At 63.2% G+C, this 14,804-nt stretch carries 12 protein-coding genes; 6 read left to right on the top strand and 6 right to left on the bottom strand.

What is annotated here, in order from left to right; all coding sequences use genetic code 11:
- Window positions 1–400 precede the first annotated feature (400 nt).
- Together AB0I53_RS37185 and AB0I53_RS37180 are read right to left on the bottom strand one after the other, a co-directional pair.
- Window positions 401–1,120, bottom strand: a complete 720-nt coding sequence (locus AB0I53_RS37185) for a phenylalanine--tRNA ligase beta subunit-related protein (protein WP_358613592.1) — start codon at window positions 1,118–1,120, stop codon at window positions 401–403.
- Window positions 1,120–1,719 carry an XRE family transcriptional regulator gene (locus AB0I53_RS37180; RefSeq protein ID WP_358613590.1) on the bottom strand — a complete coding sequence of 200 codons (600 nt, stop codon included), beginning with the start codon at window positions 1,717–1,719 and terminating at the stop codon, window positions 1,120–1,122. The genes AB0I53_RS37185 and AB0I53_RS37180 overlap by 1 nt, the downstream gene beginning before the upstream one ends.
- Window positions 1,720–1,875: 156 nt before the next feature.
- Between AB0I53_RS37180 and AB0I53_RS37175 the strand changes: the two genes are divergently transcribed.
- Together AB0I53_RS37175 and AB0I53_RS37170 are read left to right on the top strand one after the other, a co-directional pair.
- Window positions 1,876–3,396, top strand: coding sequence for an amino acid permease (locus tag AB0I53_RS37175; RefSeq protein WP_358613588.1), 1,521 nt, complete (start codon window positions 1,876–1,878; stop codon window positions 3,394–3,396).
- A 17-nt stretch (window positions 3,397–3,413) separates the two neighbouring features.
- Complete coding sequence (locus tag AB0I53_RS37170) at window positions 3,414–3,869, top strand: M67 family metallopeptidase (protein WP_358613586.1); 456 nt, start codon at window positions 3,414–3,416, stop codon at window positions 3,867–3,869.
- Between the two features lie 43 nt (window positions 3,870–3,912).
- Here AB0I53_RS37170 and AB0I53_RS37165 read toward each other — a convergent pair whose 3' ends face one another.
- From AB0I53_RS37165 to AB0I53_RS37155, 3 genes are all read right to left on the bottom strand, one after another.
- On the bottom strand, window positions 3,913–5,247 hold the full coding sequence (locus AB0I53_RS37165; RefSeq protein ID WP_358613584.1) for a hypothetical protein: 1,335 nt from the start codon (window positions 5,245–5,247) through the stop codon (window positions 3,913–3,915).
- 210 nt (window positions 5,248–5,457) lie between these two features.
- Entirely contained in the window at window positions 5,458–6,900 is a 1,443-nt protein-coding gene (locus AB0I53_RS37160) for an MFS transporter (protein WP_358613582.1), read from the bottom strand.
- A 45-nt stretch (window positions 6,901–6,945) separates the two neighbouring features.
- A complete protein-coding gene (locus tag AB0I53_RS37155; RefSeq protein WP_358613580.1) occupies window positions 6,946–7,818 on the bottom strand; it encodes an arginase family protein in 873 nt (290 codons plus the stop codon).
- 144 nt (window positions 7,819–7,962) lie between these two features.
- Between AB0I53_RS37155 and AB0I53_RS37150 the strand changes: the two genes are divergently transcribed.
- From AB0I53_RS37150 to AB0I53_RS37135, 4 genes are all read left to right on the top strand, one after another.
- Entirely contained in the window at window positions 7,963–9,501 is a 1,539-nt protein-coding gene (locus AB0I53_RS37150; protein ID WP_358613578.1) for a PucR family transcriptional regulator, read from the top strand.
- Window positions 9,502–10,034: 533 nt separating this feature from the next.
- A complete protein-coding gene (locus AB0I53_RS37145) occupies window positions 10,035–11,000 on the top strand; it encodes an arginase family protein (RefSeq protein ID WP_358613577.1) in 966 nt (321 codons plus the stop codon).
- A gap of 175 nt (window positions 11,001–11,175) precedes the next feature.
- Window positions 11,176–11,949: a GntR family transcriptional regulator gene (locus tag AB0I53_RS37140; protein ID WP_358613575.1), complete on the top strand. Its 774-nt coding sequence runs from the start codon at window positions 11,176–11,178 to the stop codon at window positions 11,947–11,949.
- A gap of 278 nt (window positions 11,950–12,227) precedes the next feature.
- On the top strand, window positions 12,228–13,640 hold the full coding sequence (locus AB0I53_RS37135; RefSeq protein WP_358613573.1) for a sodium:solute symporter: 1,413 nt from the start codon (window positions 12,228–12,230) through the stop codon (window positions 13,638–13,640).
- Window positions 13,641–13,985: 345 nt separating this feature from the next.
- Here the strand turns inward: AB0I53_RS37135 and AB0I53_RS37130 are convergent.
- Window positions 13,986–14,804: catalase (locus AB0I53_RS37130; RefSeq protein WP_358613571.1), on the bottom strand; the 819-nt coding region annotated here is incomplete at its 5' end.

Raw genomic sequence — 14,804 nt, 5'->3', positions numbered from 1 at the left:
GCTCTTCATGGACACCAGCGTCAGGCCGTCCTCCGCAGCAACGACGTTCCCTCTCACTGCACCCATATTAGCATGATACTGCACTTTGCAGTGCAATGAAGTATCCGGCATGTGTCGCGGAGCACAAGGTCACCACCCGTGCGCAGCACACGCAATCCAATGTGACCGTGTTGTACGAGTTTCCTGCGGGGGATCAGGCACATGGGAACAACGGCGGCCACCCACGCGTACACCTACCCGCCCGACCGCCACCATGTAGATGATGATCTCTCGGCAAGCACGAGCGCGCCCACTTGTTGCACGACAGCGGCTCTCGAGTGTCCAATCTGGCTGATGGCGCGCCCGATGACCACACCATCAACCGGCCTCACGCAGAGGCAGGCCTCTGCACGGACAAAAGTCAGGGCGCCAGAAGGCGAGAGGAGAACTGGGCTTCCGGGCTGAACCTGGCGAGAGCCGCCTGCAACTCCTCGCCAGCCGCGACCAAGTCCGGTTCTGCCGTGACATCGAGCAGTCCATCAAGGATGAACAGGGCGCGCACCGTGCTCTCTCCGATGCGAGTCCGCGTTGACTGGCGCCAGTTCCATCGCCGACACGTCACCCCGGCGTCGTCCTTCCAGACGACTTCGCCGACCTTGGGGTACTCGATAGCAGGCCGCTCTTCGGCCACCACCTCGAACTCTTCCTCGCCAGTAGCGCGTACCAGCTGTGCGGGTCCGACGTAGTTGTCGACGTCCTCCCCGCCAAGCGGAAGCAGATGGGTGACCGAGATCGCGTTGTAGGTGTCGGTGATCCGGTCAATGCGCGGAAGACCACCGTCAACCCGGCGGACCAGCGCCTCGACGCTGGGCCTAGTGCGTTGCGGTTTCGCGCCGAATGAACGGTAGGCCTCCCGCCACGCCGCAAGCTCGTCGAGCTCCTCGGGGCGACGTCCGTCGAGCTCTTGGGCGATCTTCCGCTCAGCGTCGGCCAACAGCTGGTCGCTCGCGCCGTCACTCCCACCGGGAGCAAGTCCTTCTGCCAGCACGAGCAATGCCCTGTAGTCGGGTCGCAGCTGGAAGACGCTGCTCTCAACAGAAGCAGCATTGAGCCACTCCACCGCACGAAGCTGGGCTTCCATCAGTATCCTCCTACACCCGGCTGCAAGACCGTCATCGAGAAATGAACATCGTCGCTTCCTGCGCAGGCATATCCGTGCGATTGATCGCTGCGGACTACGACCGAGTCTCCCGCTGCGAGGTGCTCCACCATCGCGCCGACGTGGATCTCCAGTCGACCCTCGTGCACGAACAGCACTTCCCTCGTCCCCCGGGAATGGGGCTCACTGTCGTGCCGCTCTCCGGGAGCCATCACCCAGTCCCAGAGCTCAACGACCTGCGGCGGCTCGGTGGCCCCGACGAGGACCCCACGGCCACCGCTCGGCCCCCGCCACAAGACAGGCGCTTCTCCTGCCCGGTGAACACGAACAGGGGTCGTTGCCACGTCTTCGACAAGGTCGGACAGCCCGACGCCAAAGGCGCCCGCGAGCCGGAGCAACAGGCCGATACTGGGATTCGACTGGCCCTGTTCGATGAGCACGAGCGTCCGGCGCCCCACGCCGGATCGCTCTGCGAGCCCATCAAGCGTCCAGTTCCGCTCGGATCGCCAGCGCCGGACGCGTCCACCGATGACCTCAGCCACGGCATTCGCGTCGACGACATGGCTGTCTGATTCGCCCATAGGGGCATGATACTGCACTAGCAGTGCAGTCAGATAATTGAGGCTACCGCCGTCACCTGCTGATCGGCTGCACCACACAAGCCGGCAGTGCAATTCATTGCTTGTGTAGTGCAACACAGTGCCCTAGCATGAGCCCCTCGCGAAGGGAGCTGTTCAATGGCGAAACAGATCATTCCGGCCAGACAGCACGTGCCTCTCGGGGCTCAACTACTTCGGCGCAAGTCGGTCGATGCGATCATCGCCGACAACGAAGGCGTGGAACCGGGCCAGCAACTCCGCCGCACGCTGAACGTCTGGCACCTCACGATGATCAGCGTCGGCGCCGCGCTCGGAACAGGAATCCTGGTAATCCTGAGCACAGCCGTCCCCATGGCCGGGCCCGCGGTGTGGATCGCCTTCGTCCTCGCCGGGGTAACCGCGTTCCTCTCCGCCCTGTCATACGCCGAAATGGCTAGCCGTGTCCCGGTTTCTGGTTCGAGCTACTCCTACGCCTACGCAACGATGGGCGAGGGGATCGCGTGGGTCTGCGGGTGGTGCTTGGTGCTGGAGTACGCGGTTTCCGTCGCCGCGATCGCTGTCGGTGCCGGTCAGTACATCAACGAAGCGATCAGTGTTTTCGGTCTGAGCATCCCCGACGCCTGGATGCAGCCGCCCGGTTCCGGAGGGATCGTCAACGTACCTGCCGCGGTGATCGTCCTGCTCGCCACGCTGCCGCTCATTCGCGGAGCCAAGGAGAGCGCGTGGGTGAACACCCTCATGGTCCTCATCAAGGTCGGCATCCTCCTCTTCTTCACCGCAGTCGCTTTCACGGCGTTCAACGCGGGCAACTTCCAGCCCCTGGCCCCGATGGGCGTTGCCGGCATCTCCGCTGCCGCCTCGCAGCTGTTCTTCTCCTACATCGGCTTCGATGCGGCGTCCACCGCGGGCAATGAGGCGAAGAATCCACGCCGGGACCTGCCTCGAGCGATCATCGCTTCCATGATCATCGTGACGGTGCTGTACGTCCTCGTTGCGGTGGCTGCAGTCGGCGCACTGCCGTGGACGCAGTTCAGCGACTCAGAGTCGTCCCTCGTCACGATCCTGAGCGACATCACCCACCAACCATGGGTCGCGTTGCTCTTCTCGGTCGGTGCGGTCATCGCCATCGCGAGCGTGGTTCTGACTGTGCTGTACGGGCAGACCCGAATTCTGTTGACCATGTCCCGAGATGGTCTCGTACCGAAGCACTTCGGTCGTGTCTCCCCCAGGACCGGCACACCGATCGCGAACACCCTCATCGTTGGCGTTGCCGTCGCGATGACCGCAGCGTTCGTTCCGCTCGGGCAACTGGCCGATGCGACGAGTATCGGCACGTTGTTCGCGTTCTCCCTCGTGAACCTCTCGGTGATCTATCTTCGTCGAAACCGCCCGGACCTGCCGCACACCTACAAGGTGCCCCTGTACCCCATCACACCAGTGCTCGGGTTCTTGTTCTGCGGATTTCTCGCAGTGACGCTCGGTTGGGAGACCTGGGTCGTGTTCGGACTGTGGATGTCCATCGGTGTGCTGCTCTACTTCGCTTACGGCAGAAGCCATTCCGTCGTCGCCTCCACCCGCCAGGTGGAGCACCGGAAGACTGCGACTGCCGCACCGGACGAGAGCACCACCCAGAACCCCGTGTCACCCGGACACAGCTGAGCAACGGGAGGAAAGGCGTGTTCCGCTTGCGTTCTGATCTGGTTGAGTCGATAGTCGCGCATGCTCACCGTGACTATCCGCGCGAGGTCTGCGGTCAGCTCCTAGGGCCGGAGGGAGCGAGCCCTGAACGTTACGCACCGATGGCCAACGCCGACGACCCTGCGGTGCAGACGTACAGCTGGCGGTTCGATCCGACGGAACAGCTCGAGGTGCACCGGCAGGCTCTTGCCCGCGGCGAAGTCTCCCTCGCTGTCGTTCACTCGCATTCACGTGTGCCGTTGCGGCCCATGACTGATTCCGGGCTACCTGAGGCTTACCCCTCGCCGAAGGACATCGAGTTCATGGCGTTGCAGCCCGACGTGCGCTTCGTGATCGTAGCGTTGAAAGGGCGTGATGACACCGAGCCGGAGGTGCGATCCTTCTATCTCGACGAGACCGGTGAAGTCGTCGAGGACGAACTACGAGTGGAGTGATGTTGCGCAGATTCTGCATGCGTGCGGTCCGGCACAGCGGCGTTCAGGTGCCTACGGTGAAACCAGGCAGGATGCTCAGCAGCGGAATGATGGTCAAAGTGCAGATGGTCATCGACAAGACATTGCCGATGAACGGGTGGAAATCCGGCGGCAGGCGTTTCGAGATTTGAGCCGCCAGCGGTGGTCCCGCGAGAGCTCCGAGAGCAGCCCCTACAACGATGGCCTGGACCGTCGAGCCGTACGCCAGCACGGTTGCCGGCGCGACGGAAACGACCGGGACGAAGGTGGGATACGAGCCTGCGTCAGCCCAACGACGTTGGTAGAGGAGAACTCCAATCGTCGCAGTCAGCACCTGGGCCGTCAGCACACCGGGCAACAGACCGCTGCCCTGCAGCGGGGTCAACGGATTGAGCAGATAGGCCAGTACAGTTCCGGCTATAAGTCCGATCGCGGCGATTTCGTTGCCGTAGAAGGGTGCCTCGGTGAAGTCGGCGAGGACACGCCGGATCACCCATCCCGGTCCATGTCGAGAAGACGCGGTCGATGTGCTGGCTGGGACACTTTGCTGCACGGCCGCATCAGGTCTGTCCGAGGAGAAAGCGCCACCAGGTGACGGCATCCACGGCAGGCGTCGAGCGAGCAGAAACGCTATCAGAGCGCCGCCACACATGCCGGTGACGCTTCCGGTCACAGCAGGCAATCCAAGCGGATGACATACGAAGTTGACCGCTAGGAGCGCGATCGGCGTTGTCAGGGCTGCTCCGAGCACGGCGCCAGTGACTGCCACCGACCAACCCGCGCCGTAGACGAGGACGACAGCTGGCGGGACGGAGACGAATGGCACGAAGGTGGGCTGGGACGTACCGGTAGCGATCGAGGTCCAGCCCCAGGCAAGGTCCGAGAGCAGCAAGCCAAGGAGCGCAGAGCCCGCTACCCAAGGCCACAAGCCTGTCCCGTAGCTGATGGGAAATCCTGCCCATCGCCGAGCACGTTTCCAGGCGATGTGGGCGACCCATCCACCAAGGAGCATGCCCAGTCCGCCGAGTTCGGTATTGAAGAACTGGGCTTCGGTGGTTTCACTCCCCAACCGACGAAGGAACTGCGGGATACTGAAATATTCCTCGTACAGCTGGCTTTCGTCGTTGGGGAGCAGCTTCGGCATGGCATTGGACAAGGCGGTGAGAACGATGGCCAGTGCCGTGGTGACTGCTACCACGGCTAGCCCGGCGAGCCACCGCATGACCGCAGTCGATGCCTTTGATGTCAATGGGTTTGGATGGTTCTCAGTGGTGCGTGTCATGAGTGCCTTGTCAGCGGGGAAGTCTGTTGCCATCGCAGTACCCGGGACGGGTGTCGGCGAGATGACTGCGGTGTCCACGGGGGATTCGTTGTGTTCTTTCGAGCAGCACCTAGCAGGCGCGCAGGACAACGACTGATCGTCTGGTGAGAGTCCTTTGCACGCTGTTCGATCAACCGCGCACAGCAGGATGTCCGATGTACGCAGCTCAGCTATGGATGAAGGTCAGCGGACCTGCAGTGCAGTGGGCACCCCGGCCTCAGTTGCTCGGCTGGACCGGGGTGCCTGCGCTCATTCCCCTTCCGCAGCACTCGAGCGAGCGACGTTCATCGCATGTGCCTCCTCGACGGAGTCAGTCGCCGGAACCGAACCCGGCAGCGCTTGTCGTGCAGACTCCTTGAGTGTTGCGACAACGACGACGCCGACGACGGACATCGCGATGAGGTAGTACGCCGCGAACAAGTGGTCACCGCTCCACCGGATGAGCGACTCGATGAACAGAGGCGCGGTGCCGCCGAAGATGGCGACGCTGATGTTGTACGACATGCCAAGGCCGCCGTACCGGTGACTCGTCGGAAAGAGCGCCGGGAAGGTCGAGGCGAGCGCACCCATGTAGAGCGCGACTGGGGTGCCCACCATCGCGAGTCCCACCACGACGAGCCCGATCTTCCCCGTGTTGAGAAGGAGGAAGGCCGGTGTGCTCAGCACGATGACGCAGCCCGACGCGATCCAGAGCACAGCCTTTCGCCCGATCCGATCCGAGAGCATTCCGACGAAGGGCATGGAGCATGCCATGGCGATGAGCAACGGAACGCTCACGAGGTTGCTCGAGACGGAGTCGAAGCCCCGAACATCGGACAGGTACGTGGGCATGTACGACGTGAATGCGTAACCAACAGTGTTTGCAGCAGCGACGAGACCGAGCACCTGGAGCATCTGCCGCCAGTACTGCCGGACAAGGCCGACCGGGCCTAGCGCATGTGTCAGTACCTCAGTCCCTGACGCTCTGCGAGCCTTGAGCTGTTCGTACTGGGGAGTTTCTCCAACACGCAGTCGGAAGTAGATCGCGATGAGCCCGAGCGGCGCAGCGACCAGGAAGGGAATCCGCCACAGGCCATCCACCATTGCCTGCTGGCCGAACGTCACCTGGAGGACGGTGACGAACACCGCGCCGAGGGTGAAGCCAAGGTAACTGCCCGTGTCGAGGAATGCCGTGTAGAAGCCACGCTTACGGTCAGGCGCGCTCTCGCTTACGAACGTGATCGCGCCTGTGAGCTCACCGCCAGCGGAGAAGCCCTGCACGATCTTCAGGATGATGAGGAGGAGAGCGGCCCAGATGCCGATCGCGTCGTAAGCCGGCAGGGTGCCGATGAGGAAGGTCGCAGCGACGACGAGTGCAAGCGTCGTGAAGAGCACACGTTGGCGCCCGACCCGATCACCGAGCCAGCCGAAGAACAGTCCGCCCAACGGCCTGAACAGATAGGTGCTCGCGAAAGTCCCAAGCATGAAGAGGACCTGCGCCCCGGAGTCCGCTTCGGGGAGGAACACCGGCCCCATCGTGACGATGAGGTAGCCGAAAACGCCGACGTCGTACCATTCCATGAGATTGCCGACGAAGGCACCTCGGACAGCGCGGTGCAGGCGCGCCCGGTCGATGAAGAGAACCGTACCGGTATCGGGCGCGGTAGGGCTGCTGGCTCCCGATGCACCCGACGAGCCAATAGGAGTGGACATGACGACTCCTTTGTCTGTGTCCTTAGGTCCGCTCGCGCGGGTTCGTCAGCCGAAAACGGCGGTGTAATAGGTGAGGTACGCGGCGAGGTTCGACGTGAGATCGCGATGGTCCGTGAGCGGGTTGACCTCGGTCACGGCAAAGGCATCGATGTGAGGTGCGAGTGCTCGTACCGCGTCGATGGCCTGCCGAGACGTCAGGCCGCCAGGCTCATGTGCGCCGGCCCCGGGGGCATGGGCCGGGTCGATCGCATCGATGTCGAAGCTCAGCACGATGTGGTCGGCACCCCGGACATGATCGAGTATCCGCTCAACCGAGAGTTCGACGCCGATCCGGTGGAACTCACCGGCGGTGATCTGCGCCGGGCCGAGTTCGTTCACGGCCTTGCGTGAACTGGGGTAGTTAAAGTGCCGCAGTCCGATCTGGATCGCGTGTTCCCGGTCGACGCGCTCAAGCTCAAGCCCACGTCGCATACCGCTCGAGTGGCTCCACGAACCCTGCCGCTCGTTGTGATCCATGATGTCGAGATGGGCATCGAAGTGGATGACTCCCAGGCGTCCCAACGTCGCCCTGTGCACTCCATCGACAAGGGCGTAAAGGACGCTGTCGTCCCCGCCGAGGACGAGCGGCACCGTGCCGGCGCGGACGGACTCGGCGATCTGGACCGCCGAACGGTCGAGTGTGGTCTTGACATCGTGCGGCACGACGGAGACATCGCCGGCATCCTCGATGTTCGGTGCTGGGTGAAGCTCTCCGGTGTCGAGCGAGTAGACCTCGCCATCCTCCGCACGCATCGTCATCCAGGCGAGTTGCTCACGAATCCGCGCAGGGGCATACCGCGATCCCGGCCATCCGAGCGTTGCTGCCCCATCGAACGGAATGCCGATGAGCTCGTACCGCCGTCGTTCTCGCGCTGCCATGCGCCCGCCTCTCGCTTCGAGTCACACCGAACTCTCTGTTCGGTGCCCAACATCTTGCGGAGCGCAGGCAGGTATGTCATACACTACTTCGGCGATATCGATGAGTGCGGATCGACAGATCAGTGAACGAAATCGGGAGACGGGTTGAGCGTCACCGTCGGCGATCTGCTCGGCGTGGCCGAGCTCAAACTGCGCTGCATCGCAGGCGCTGCCGGCCTGTCGAACGTCGTGCGCTGGGTCCACGTGTCCGAAGTCGAGGACCCCACTCCATGGCTGTCTGGCGGCGAGTTCCTGCTCACGACATTGTTCGTTCGTCGGCCAGATGCCGACCCCGAGCGCGTCTTCGACGCATTCGCGAGGACCGGTGTCGCCGGTATCGGATGCGGGGTCAACGATCAGAATCCACATGTCCCCGATCGATGGGCGGAGCTCGCCGAAGCTCGAGGTATCCCGCTCCTCGTAGTGCCCCTGAAAACGCCGTACATCGCCATCTCGGAGTACGTCGCAAGCGCCCGGATCGAAGCCGAGCATCGACGCCTGCGCACACTCATGGTTGCCGAGACAGCACTCGCTGATCTAAGCCTCACCGAGGACACGTGTGAGCCACTCGTCCACGAGCTCGCCCGCCGGCTGCGCTGCGGCGCTGCGGTCGTCGATCGGTCACGTACCACCCTCGCCGCGTCCGGACCCGGAGCAGCAAATTTTGTCAACGAGTTCGCCGAAACGTTCGAACGCTTCCAATCCGGCTCGGACCCCGCCTCGGGCAGCATCCGCGAGTCGGACAGAGACGTCGTCGTAAACCGCGGCCCAGGCGCCGATGCTCCAACACTCCTCGTCGTACGGGATACCCGCTTCGATGACCAGGAACGGCTCCTCCTGGCCAGCACAGCTTCACTCCTCGCCCTCCAGCTGTCGAGAAACCACGTCCTCCGCGAGCCAGAAAGACACCTCCGCACTGCTTCGTTGCAGGCGATCACCGATCCACGCACCTCAGAAGAGACGCGCCACCTCTTGCTTGCCGCACTCGGGATCGAGCAGTCCAACAGCATTCGCGTTGTTCTGGCCAAGGTCGACGCGCCACCCAGCCTTGCCGAAGTTGAGACGTTCGAGCGCTGTTCTCACGACGCCGGGTGGTCGGCTAGGGCCTGGTCCACAGACAGCACCATCGGCGCGCTCTTAGTACGACGCCCTGAAACGGATCCGACGACGCGGGTCCAACCAGCGGCACTCTCCGCTGCACTTCAAGCCTGGCTTGAATCGTGCAGATCCTCGACTGCAACCACTCGCATCGGTATCTCCCGCACCGCCCGTTCGGTTCAGGTCCTGGCCCTACACGACGAGGCGACTGGCCTGGCCACGCTCGCCTCTCAACTGCGCCGGACCGTCATCGCTGCCGGCGACCTCCCGCTCGAAAGCGTCGTTCCTGCAGCACTTCCGCCCGAGACAATGAGGTACCTCCGCGCCGCGACATGGGATCGGTTGACCGACGTTGCCCTCAAACACGCGCTCGAGGCCTACCTCGACGCCAACGGCGTCGTAGACATCGCAGCACGCGCGCTCGCGGTACACCGCCAAACCCTTCGACGAAGAGTGCACAGCGCGGGTGAACTACTCGGGCTCGATCTCGACTCAGCAAACGTACGCGCACTCCTGACGGTCACAAGAGGCGTTGACCAGTTGTGATAGCTGACCGCGAGAATCGCACGATGATCACAGCAACGCGACGAGTCCAGTAGCAGGTGAAACACCGTCAGATACCGGCGCCGTATCTGAGGCGCATTTCTCGTTGATGGCGCTCACCACGGGGCATACGAGCTCGGACGGAATCCTGCTCAGCGCCCACTGCGCCGCAGGAACAGCAACAACCGACTAGCTGGACTGCGACAACAGCGACACTGAGCTGGGGCACGACTCGACACCGCTATCTCTGCCGTCCCGGTGGCTCTGATCCAGCAATCGGCTGATGAGGATCAGACCGTCGTCGGCATGACGCCTGGCTCAAGCGCACAGGACCACTCGCAGTCAGCTCGAGGACGCGACCGCGCTCGCCACCAGAGGCCGGCGACAACAGTTCGAGTTGGCCTCTTGACTTCAACCCACAACCGCCGCAGGATCAGATCTGCGATCGCAGATCTGAGATCTGGAGCGAAATGTGATCACAGGTAACCACGCTCCAGCTCCGTCACCTCCCGCTTTCCCAGCCTGAGGAGCACTTCTTGAAGTACCTGATCGATGAAGTCGACCCTGAGCGGACGTTCCTCAATGCGCCGTACCAACCAGACCCAGCACAGGTAGACACCCCGTACGCGTTCATCGGGCTGCCCTTCGGCCCGCCTTATCACGCAACCGACCTGACACTGTGCGCAGGCGGAGCCGACGAGGTGCGAAAGGAGTCATATCGCCAGGCCTACGCGCTGAACTGGGACCATTACGACTTCGACTACGGCGATGTCCTGTTCCCCGACGACACTCCCACGGTCACCGATCTCGGCACTCTGCCGTCAGACTTCCGCAACCCGGACGCGGTGTGGGACGACGGCATCGACTTGTTCACCAGCTTGGTCTCCCGCGGTACCGTCCCGCTCGTCGTCGGCGCGTTTGACTCGATCCCTCCGATCATCGGCGGCGCGTTCACGTCCGAGAAGATCAACGTCTTGCAGATCGATTCCCACTTGGACTTCCGCCACGAGCGCTACGGCGTGACTCGCGGGTTCTCCAGCCCGATGCGTCGGCTCCGCGAGTACCCCTGGGTCAACGACATCGTCCAGGTCGGCCTGCGAGGTGCGGGCAGCGCTCGTACGCAGGACGTCAAGGACGCTCTTGACTCAGGCAACCGGTTGATCACCGCCTGGGATGTGCACGAGCATGGCGCACAGAAGGTTCTGGACTCACTCACCAGCGACGGCCGTTGGCTGATCACGATCGATTGCGACGGCCTCGACACCTCGATCGCTCCGGCCATCGGCGCCCGCGAGCCAGGCGGGCTCACCTTCCACGAAGCGCGCACATTGGTATCCGGTCTCGCCCGCCGCAACAAGGTCGCCGCGTTGGTATTCACCGAGTACCAACCGGCGCTCGACATCCAGTCGATCACCGCGCACACCATCCTCCGCTTGATGATCAACGTCATCGGCGCGCAGCGGTCGCCCAAGGCTGAAGTACCCTTTACCACAAGCAGCTGAGGGACTCCCGAGAGCGACAGAAGGTAGCGATGCACTTTGAGGTCTGGCGGCTGGCCGCGAAGACGGATGCGGCCATCGCTCTCACTGTGTGCAGCGGTAACAGCGCTCTCCTCGGACAAACAAAGCCCGGTGTAGCGGCGCGTCATGGACAGCATCGGCAGCAAGGCGACATCGAATGATGAACACCACTGACAGCACAGCGCCGAAAGGCCACGCGGACACCGCTCACTCCGCGGCTGGACCGCACGATCCCCTTGCACAGCTGGACGCGATCGAGGTCCGGCCGGCAGGCCAGGAGGTCTACGAAGCGCTCAGGCGCGAGATTATCCGCGGCCTGCCGCCCGGCACCGTGCTTCGCCAAGCGGCACTCGCCAAGAGATTCCAGATCAGCACGATGCCGGTCCGCTCGGCCATTGCACGACTCGAGTCCGAGGGGCTGGTCGAACAACGCCCGCGGCGCGGCGCGATCGTCACCGATCTCACCGTCGACAACTTCACCGAGATCTACGACATCCGCATCGCGTTAGAAGGCGTCGCCGTCCGACGTGGATGTGTCAATCTCACCGACGAAGACCTCGTCAGGATGCGCCAGTATCACCGTCAGTTGGCTTCGATCAGGCTCAACGACGAGGACGACATCGACCGATATCTGTCCGGCGAATGGCAATTGCATGATGTGTGCTACGAGGCGGCCGGGCGCCCACGACTCATGCAACTGATCCGCATCCATCGACGCCACGCCGAACGGTATTTTCGGCGATACCTGGGTACACGCCTCAACATCGAGGCCGATGTGGAGAACCAGGGAACGCTGCTAGCAGCATGTGAGGCGCGCAACCCTGACCGCGCCGAGTCCGCCCTTCGGGCGCTGTTCGACTACACAACCGAACGGCTAGTACCTGAACTTACTGCTGGTACTTCCCCGAATACGGGGCCGAGCACCGCATAACGTCGCGAAGACCGGCGCACCGCACAACAAGCACTGCGCCGGCTACAAACGCTACCGCCGTGCCATCCCGGCTGATGGATGGAACCTGCGATCACTGCTGTCCAAGCAGCGACGCCGATCCACACCCTGCTACCCCCACGCAAGGCGCCTACGAGCGACTCGCGTGGTGCGCCGTCAGCAGTTGACCTTGGCCGAACGCCGAAGCAGAGCAACGCCCATCTCTGCCCTGTGAGCACCTCTGCTCGCAATCATTTACGACCCCGACAAAGGAGTCGGCAATGTTCGACAAGATCGTCATCATCATCTACTTCGCCCTCATGCTCGGCGCCGGCTATGTGGGTAGTCGGCGGAACCGGAACTCGGATGACTTCACCGTCGCCGGGCGAAAACTCGGACCGTCCATGTACACCTCAGCCATGAGTACAGTCGTGCTCGGCGGAGCTGCGACCGTCGGCGGGGTCAGTCTCGGCTACCAGCACGGCGTCTCCGGCATGGCACTGGTCTTGATGCTCTCGCTCGGTATCGCGATGATCGGCGTGTTGTTCGCCGGGACAGTGCACCGCAATGGAGTGCGTACCGTCCCCGAAGCACTCGAGCGGGCCTTCGGGCGCACATCCGGGTTGCTCGGATCAGTAATCGTGATTTTCTATACCCTATTCGTCGGCGTCGCGCAGATCATCGCGATCGGCACTGTGCTGACCGTCGTGTTCGACATGCCAAGGGCCCTGGCGGCGGCGGTGGGCTGGGCCGTGATCACGCTGTACAGCGTCGCAGGCGGCATGTGGTCGATCACCATGACCGACGTCATCCAGTTCCTGATCAAGACAGTCGGAATTTTTGCGCTGCTGCTGCCCATGGCGATCGCCGAAGCAGGCGGACTCGGCTCGCTGCAGGAAAAACTCCCCACGACCTACTTCGACCCGGTCGGCATCGGAGTCAGCACCATCGCTGCCTATTTCTTGCTGTTCTTCTTTGGATTCCTGATCGACCAAGGGAACTGGCAGCGACTCGCTACCGCACGGTCGGAACGTGTAGCCCGGTGGGGAGCCCTTGTCTCCGGGGTCTACTGCGCCCTGTACGGATTGGCCGGCGCACTCATCGGTACGGCAGCAAAGGCGCTTCTGCCTACACTACCTACCGCGGACGACGCCTACGCCTCGGTCGCCTCTCTCGTACTACCCGCCGGCGTGTTCGGTGTTGTCATTGCTGCTGCTCTGGCAGCATCGATGTCGACGGCCAGCGGCCTTCTGATCGGATCATCGACCGTTCTCACCGGAGACGTCTTGCGTCCGAAATACGGGGAGCGCATGAACTCGCTGCGAGCCAACAGGTTCGCTCTTCTGGCAGTGTGCGTGGCCGCGCTGGCCATCGCCCTCGCGATGGATTCCGTCGTCGGCGCGGTCACAGTTGCCACAGACCTGCTCGCCGCGGGGTTGTTCATCCCCATCACCTTCGGGCTGCTGTGGCGCCGCTCGACAGCGTTCGCTGCAGTGGCTTCCATTGTCGCTGGGTCTGTGGTGTGCATTGTCTTCATGATCCTAGACGGCTTGTACGCGAATGAACCCGTCATGTTCGGGATGCTCGCCAGCCTTGTCGCCTTCGCCGTGGCATCTCTGATCAGGAAGAAGGAACCTGCCGACTCCGAGAGCACTTCGACAGACGTGCCAGTCGTCCAAACACGAAAGTCTTGACTGTCGCAGCTCACCTTTTCTGAAGCCAGTGGGAAATGTGAATCGCTGAGTCGCACCTACTACTGTACTGTGTGATGACTTCGCCTCTCTGGGGTCAGCGGTTCACCACACTGTCGCCCGTCGACGGTGCCCGCTCTGACTGCGCAGGCCGAAGTCCGCCAGGCCCCAACACCTTCAGGATTCCTGCAGTCGGCGCGACCATCGCGATGTGCTGCGCCTTGCAGCTAGGTTCAGAGCGCATCTCTTGTTCTCGACTTTCGATCAAAAGAGGCCACAGCCCCAGCAACCGCATGGAGGTTGCTGGGGCCGTGGCCTCTGCGGCAGGTCTTCAGACCCGGGTCGAGCTCAGAGCTCGCCCGCGGCCAGGGCCTCGATCGCCTTGCGGACGCCCTCACCGTAGGCCGGGTCGGCCTTGGTGCAGTTGGCGATGTGCCGTTCGACGGTCGCCTCGGAGGCGCCGTTGATGGCACGCGCGGTGTTCTCGAAGAGCACCTGCTGCTGGTCCGCCGACATGTTGCGGAACAGGTTGCCGGGCTGCTCGAAGTAGTTGTCGTCGTCCTCGCGGTAGTTGAACCGGTCGGCGACGGCACCCACGGCCTGGGCCGGGTCGCGGTAGGAGGCCTGCTCCTGCCAGCGGCCGTACGAGTTCGGCTCGATGCCCGGGGTGGCTCCCTGGTTGCCGTCGACGCGCATGGCGCCGTCGCGGTGGTAGGAGTTCACCGGGTTCTTCGGCGCGTTGACCGGGATCTGGTGGTGGTTCACACCCAGGCGGTACCGCTGGGCGTCACCGTAGGAGAACAGCCGGCCCTGCAGCATCTTGTCGGGCGAGAAGCTGATGCCCGGCACCACGTTCGCCGGGGTGAAGGCGGCCTGCTCCACGTCGGCGAAGTAGTTCTCCGGGTTGCGGTTGAGCTCCCACTCGCCGACCTCGATCAGCGGGTAGTCCTTCTTCGACCACACCTTGGTCAGGTCGAACGGGTGGAACTTGTAGTTCTCCGCGTCGGCCTCCGGCATGATCTGCACGTACAGCTTCCACTTCGGGAAGTCGCCGTTCTCGATCGACTCGTACAGGTCGCGCTGGTGGGACTCGCGGTCCTTGCCGACCAGCGCCTCGGCCTCGGCGTCGGTCAGGTTCTTGATGCCCTGCTGGGTGCGGTGGTGGAA

This window comes from Saccharopolyspora sp. NPDC050389 (assembly GCF_040655595.1).
Taxonomy (GTDB): Bacteria; Actinomycetota; Actinomycetes; order Mycobacteriales; family Pseudonocardiaceae; genus Saccharopolyspora.
The sequence above is the reverse complement of the archived record's forward strand: the minus strand, read 5'-3'. Positions and strand labels throughout refer to the sequence as shown.

What these genes read in the sequence shown, in the direction of transcription:
- AB0I53_RS37185 (WP_358613592.1), bottom strand. Translation starts at nt 1,120, where the DNA reads ATGGAAGCCCAGCTTCGTGCGGTGGAGTGGCTCAATGCTGCTTCTGTT.
- AB0I53_RS37180 (WP_358613590.1), bottom strand. Translation starts at nt 1,719, where the DNA reads ATGGGCGAATCAGACAGCCATGTCGTCGACGCGAATGCCGTGGCTGAG.
- AB0I53_RS37175 (WP_358613588.1), top strand. Translation starts at nt 1,876, where the DNA reads ATGGCGAAACAGATCATTCCGGCCAGACAGCACGTGCCTCTCGGGGCT.
- AB0I53_RS37160 (WP_358613582.1), bottom strand. Translation starts at nt 6,900, where the DNA reads ATGTCCACTCCTATTGGCTCGTCGGGTGCATCGGGAGCCAGCAGCCCT.
- AB0I53_RS37155 (WP_358613580.1), bottom strand. Translation starts at nt 7,818, where the DNA reads ATGGCAGCGCGAGAACGACGGCGGTACGAGCTCATCGGCATTCCGTTC.
- AB0I53_RS37140 (WP_358613575.1), top strand. Translation starts at nt 11,176, where the DNA reads ATGATGAACACCACTGACAGCACAGCGCCGAAAGGCCACGCGGACACC.
- AB0I53_RS37135 (WP_358613573.1), top strand. Translation starts at nt 12,228, where the DNA reads ATGTTCGACAAGATCGTCATCATCATCTACTTCGCCCTCATGCTCGGC.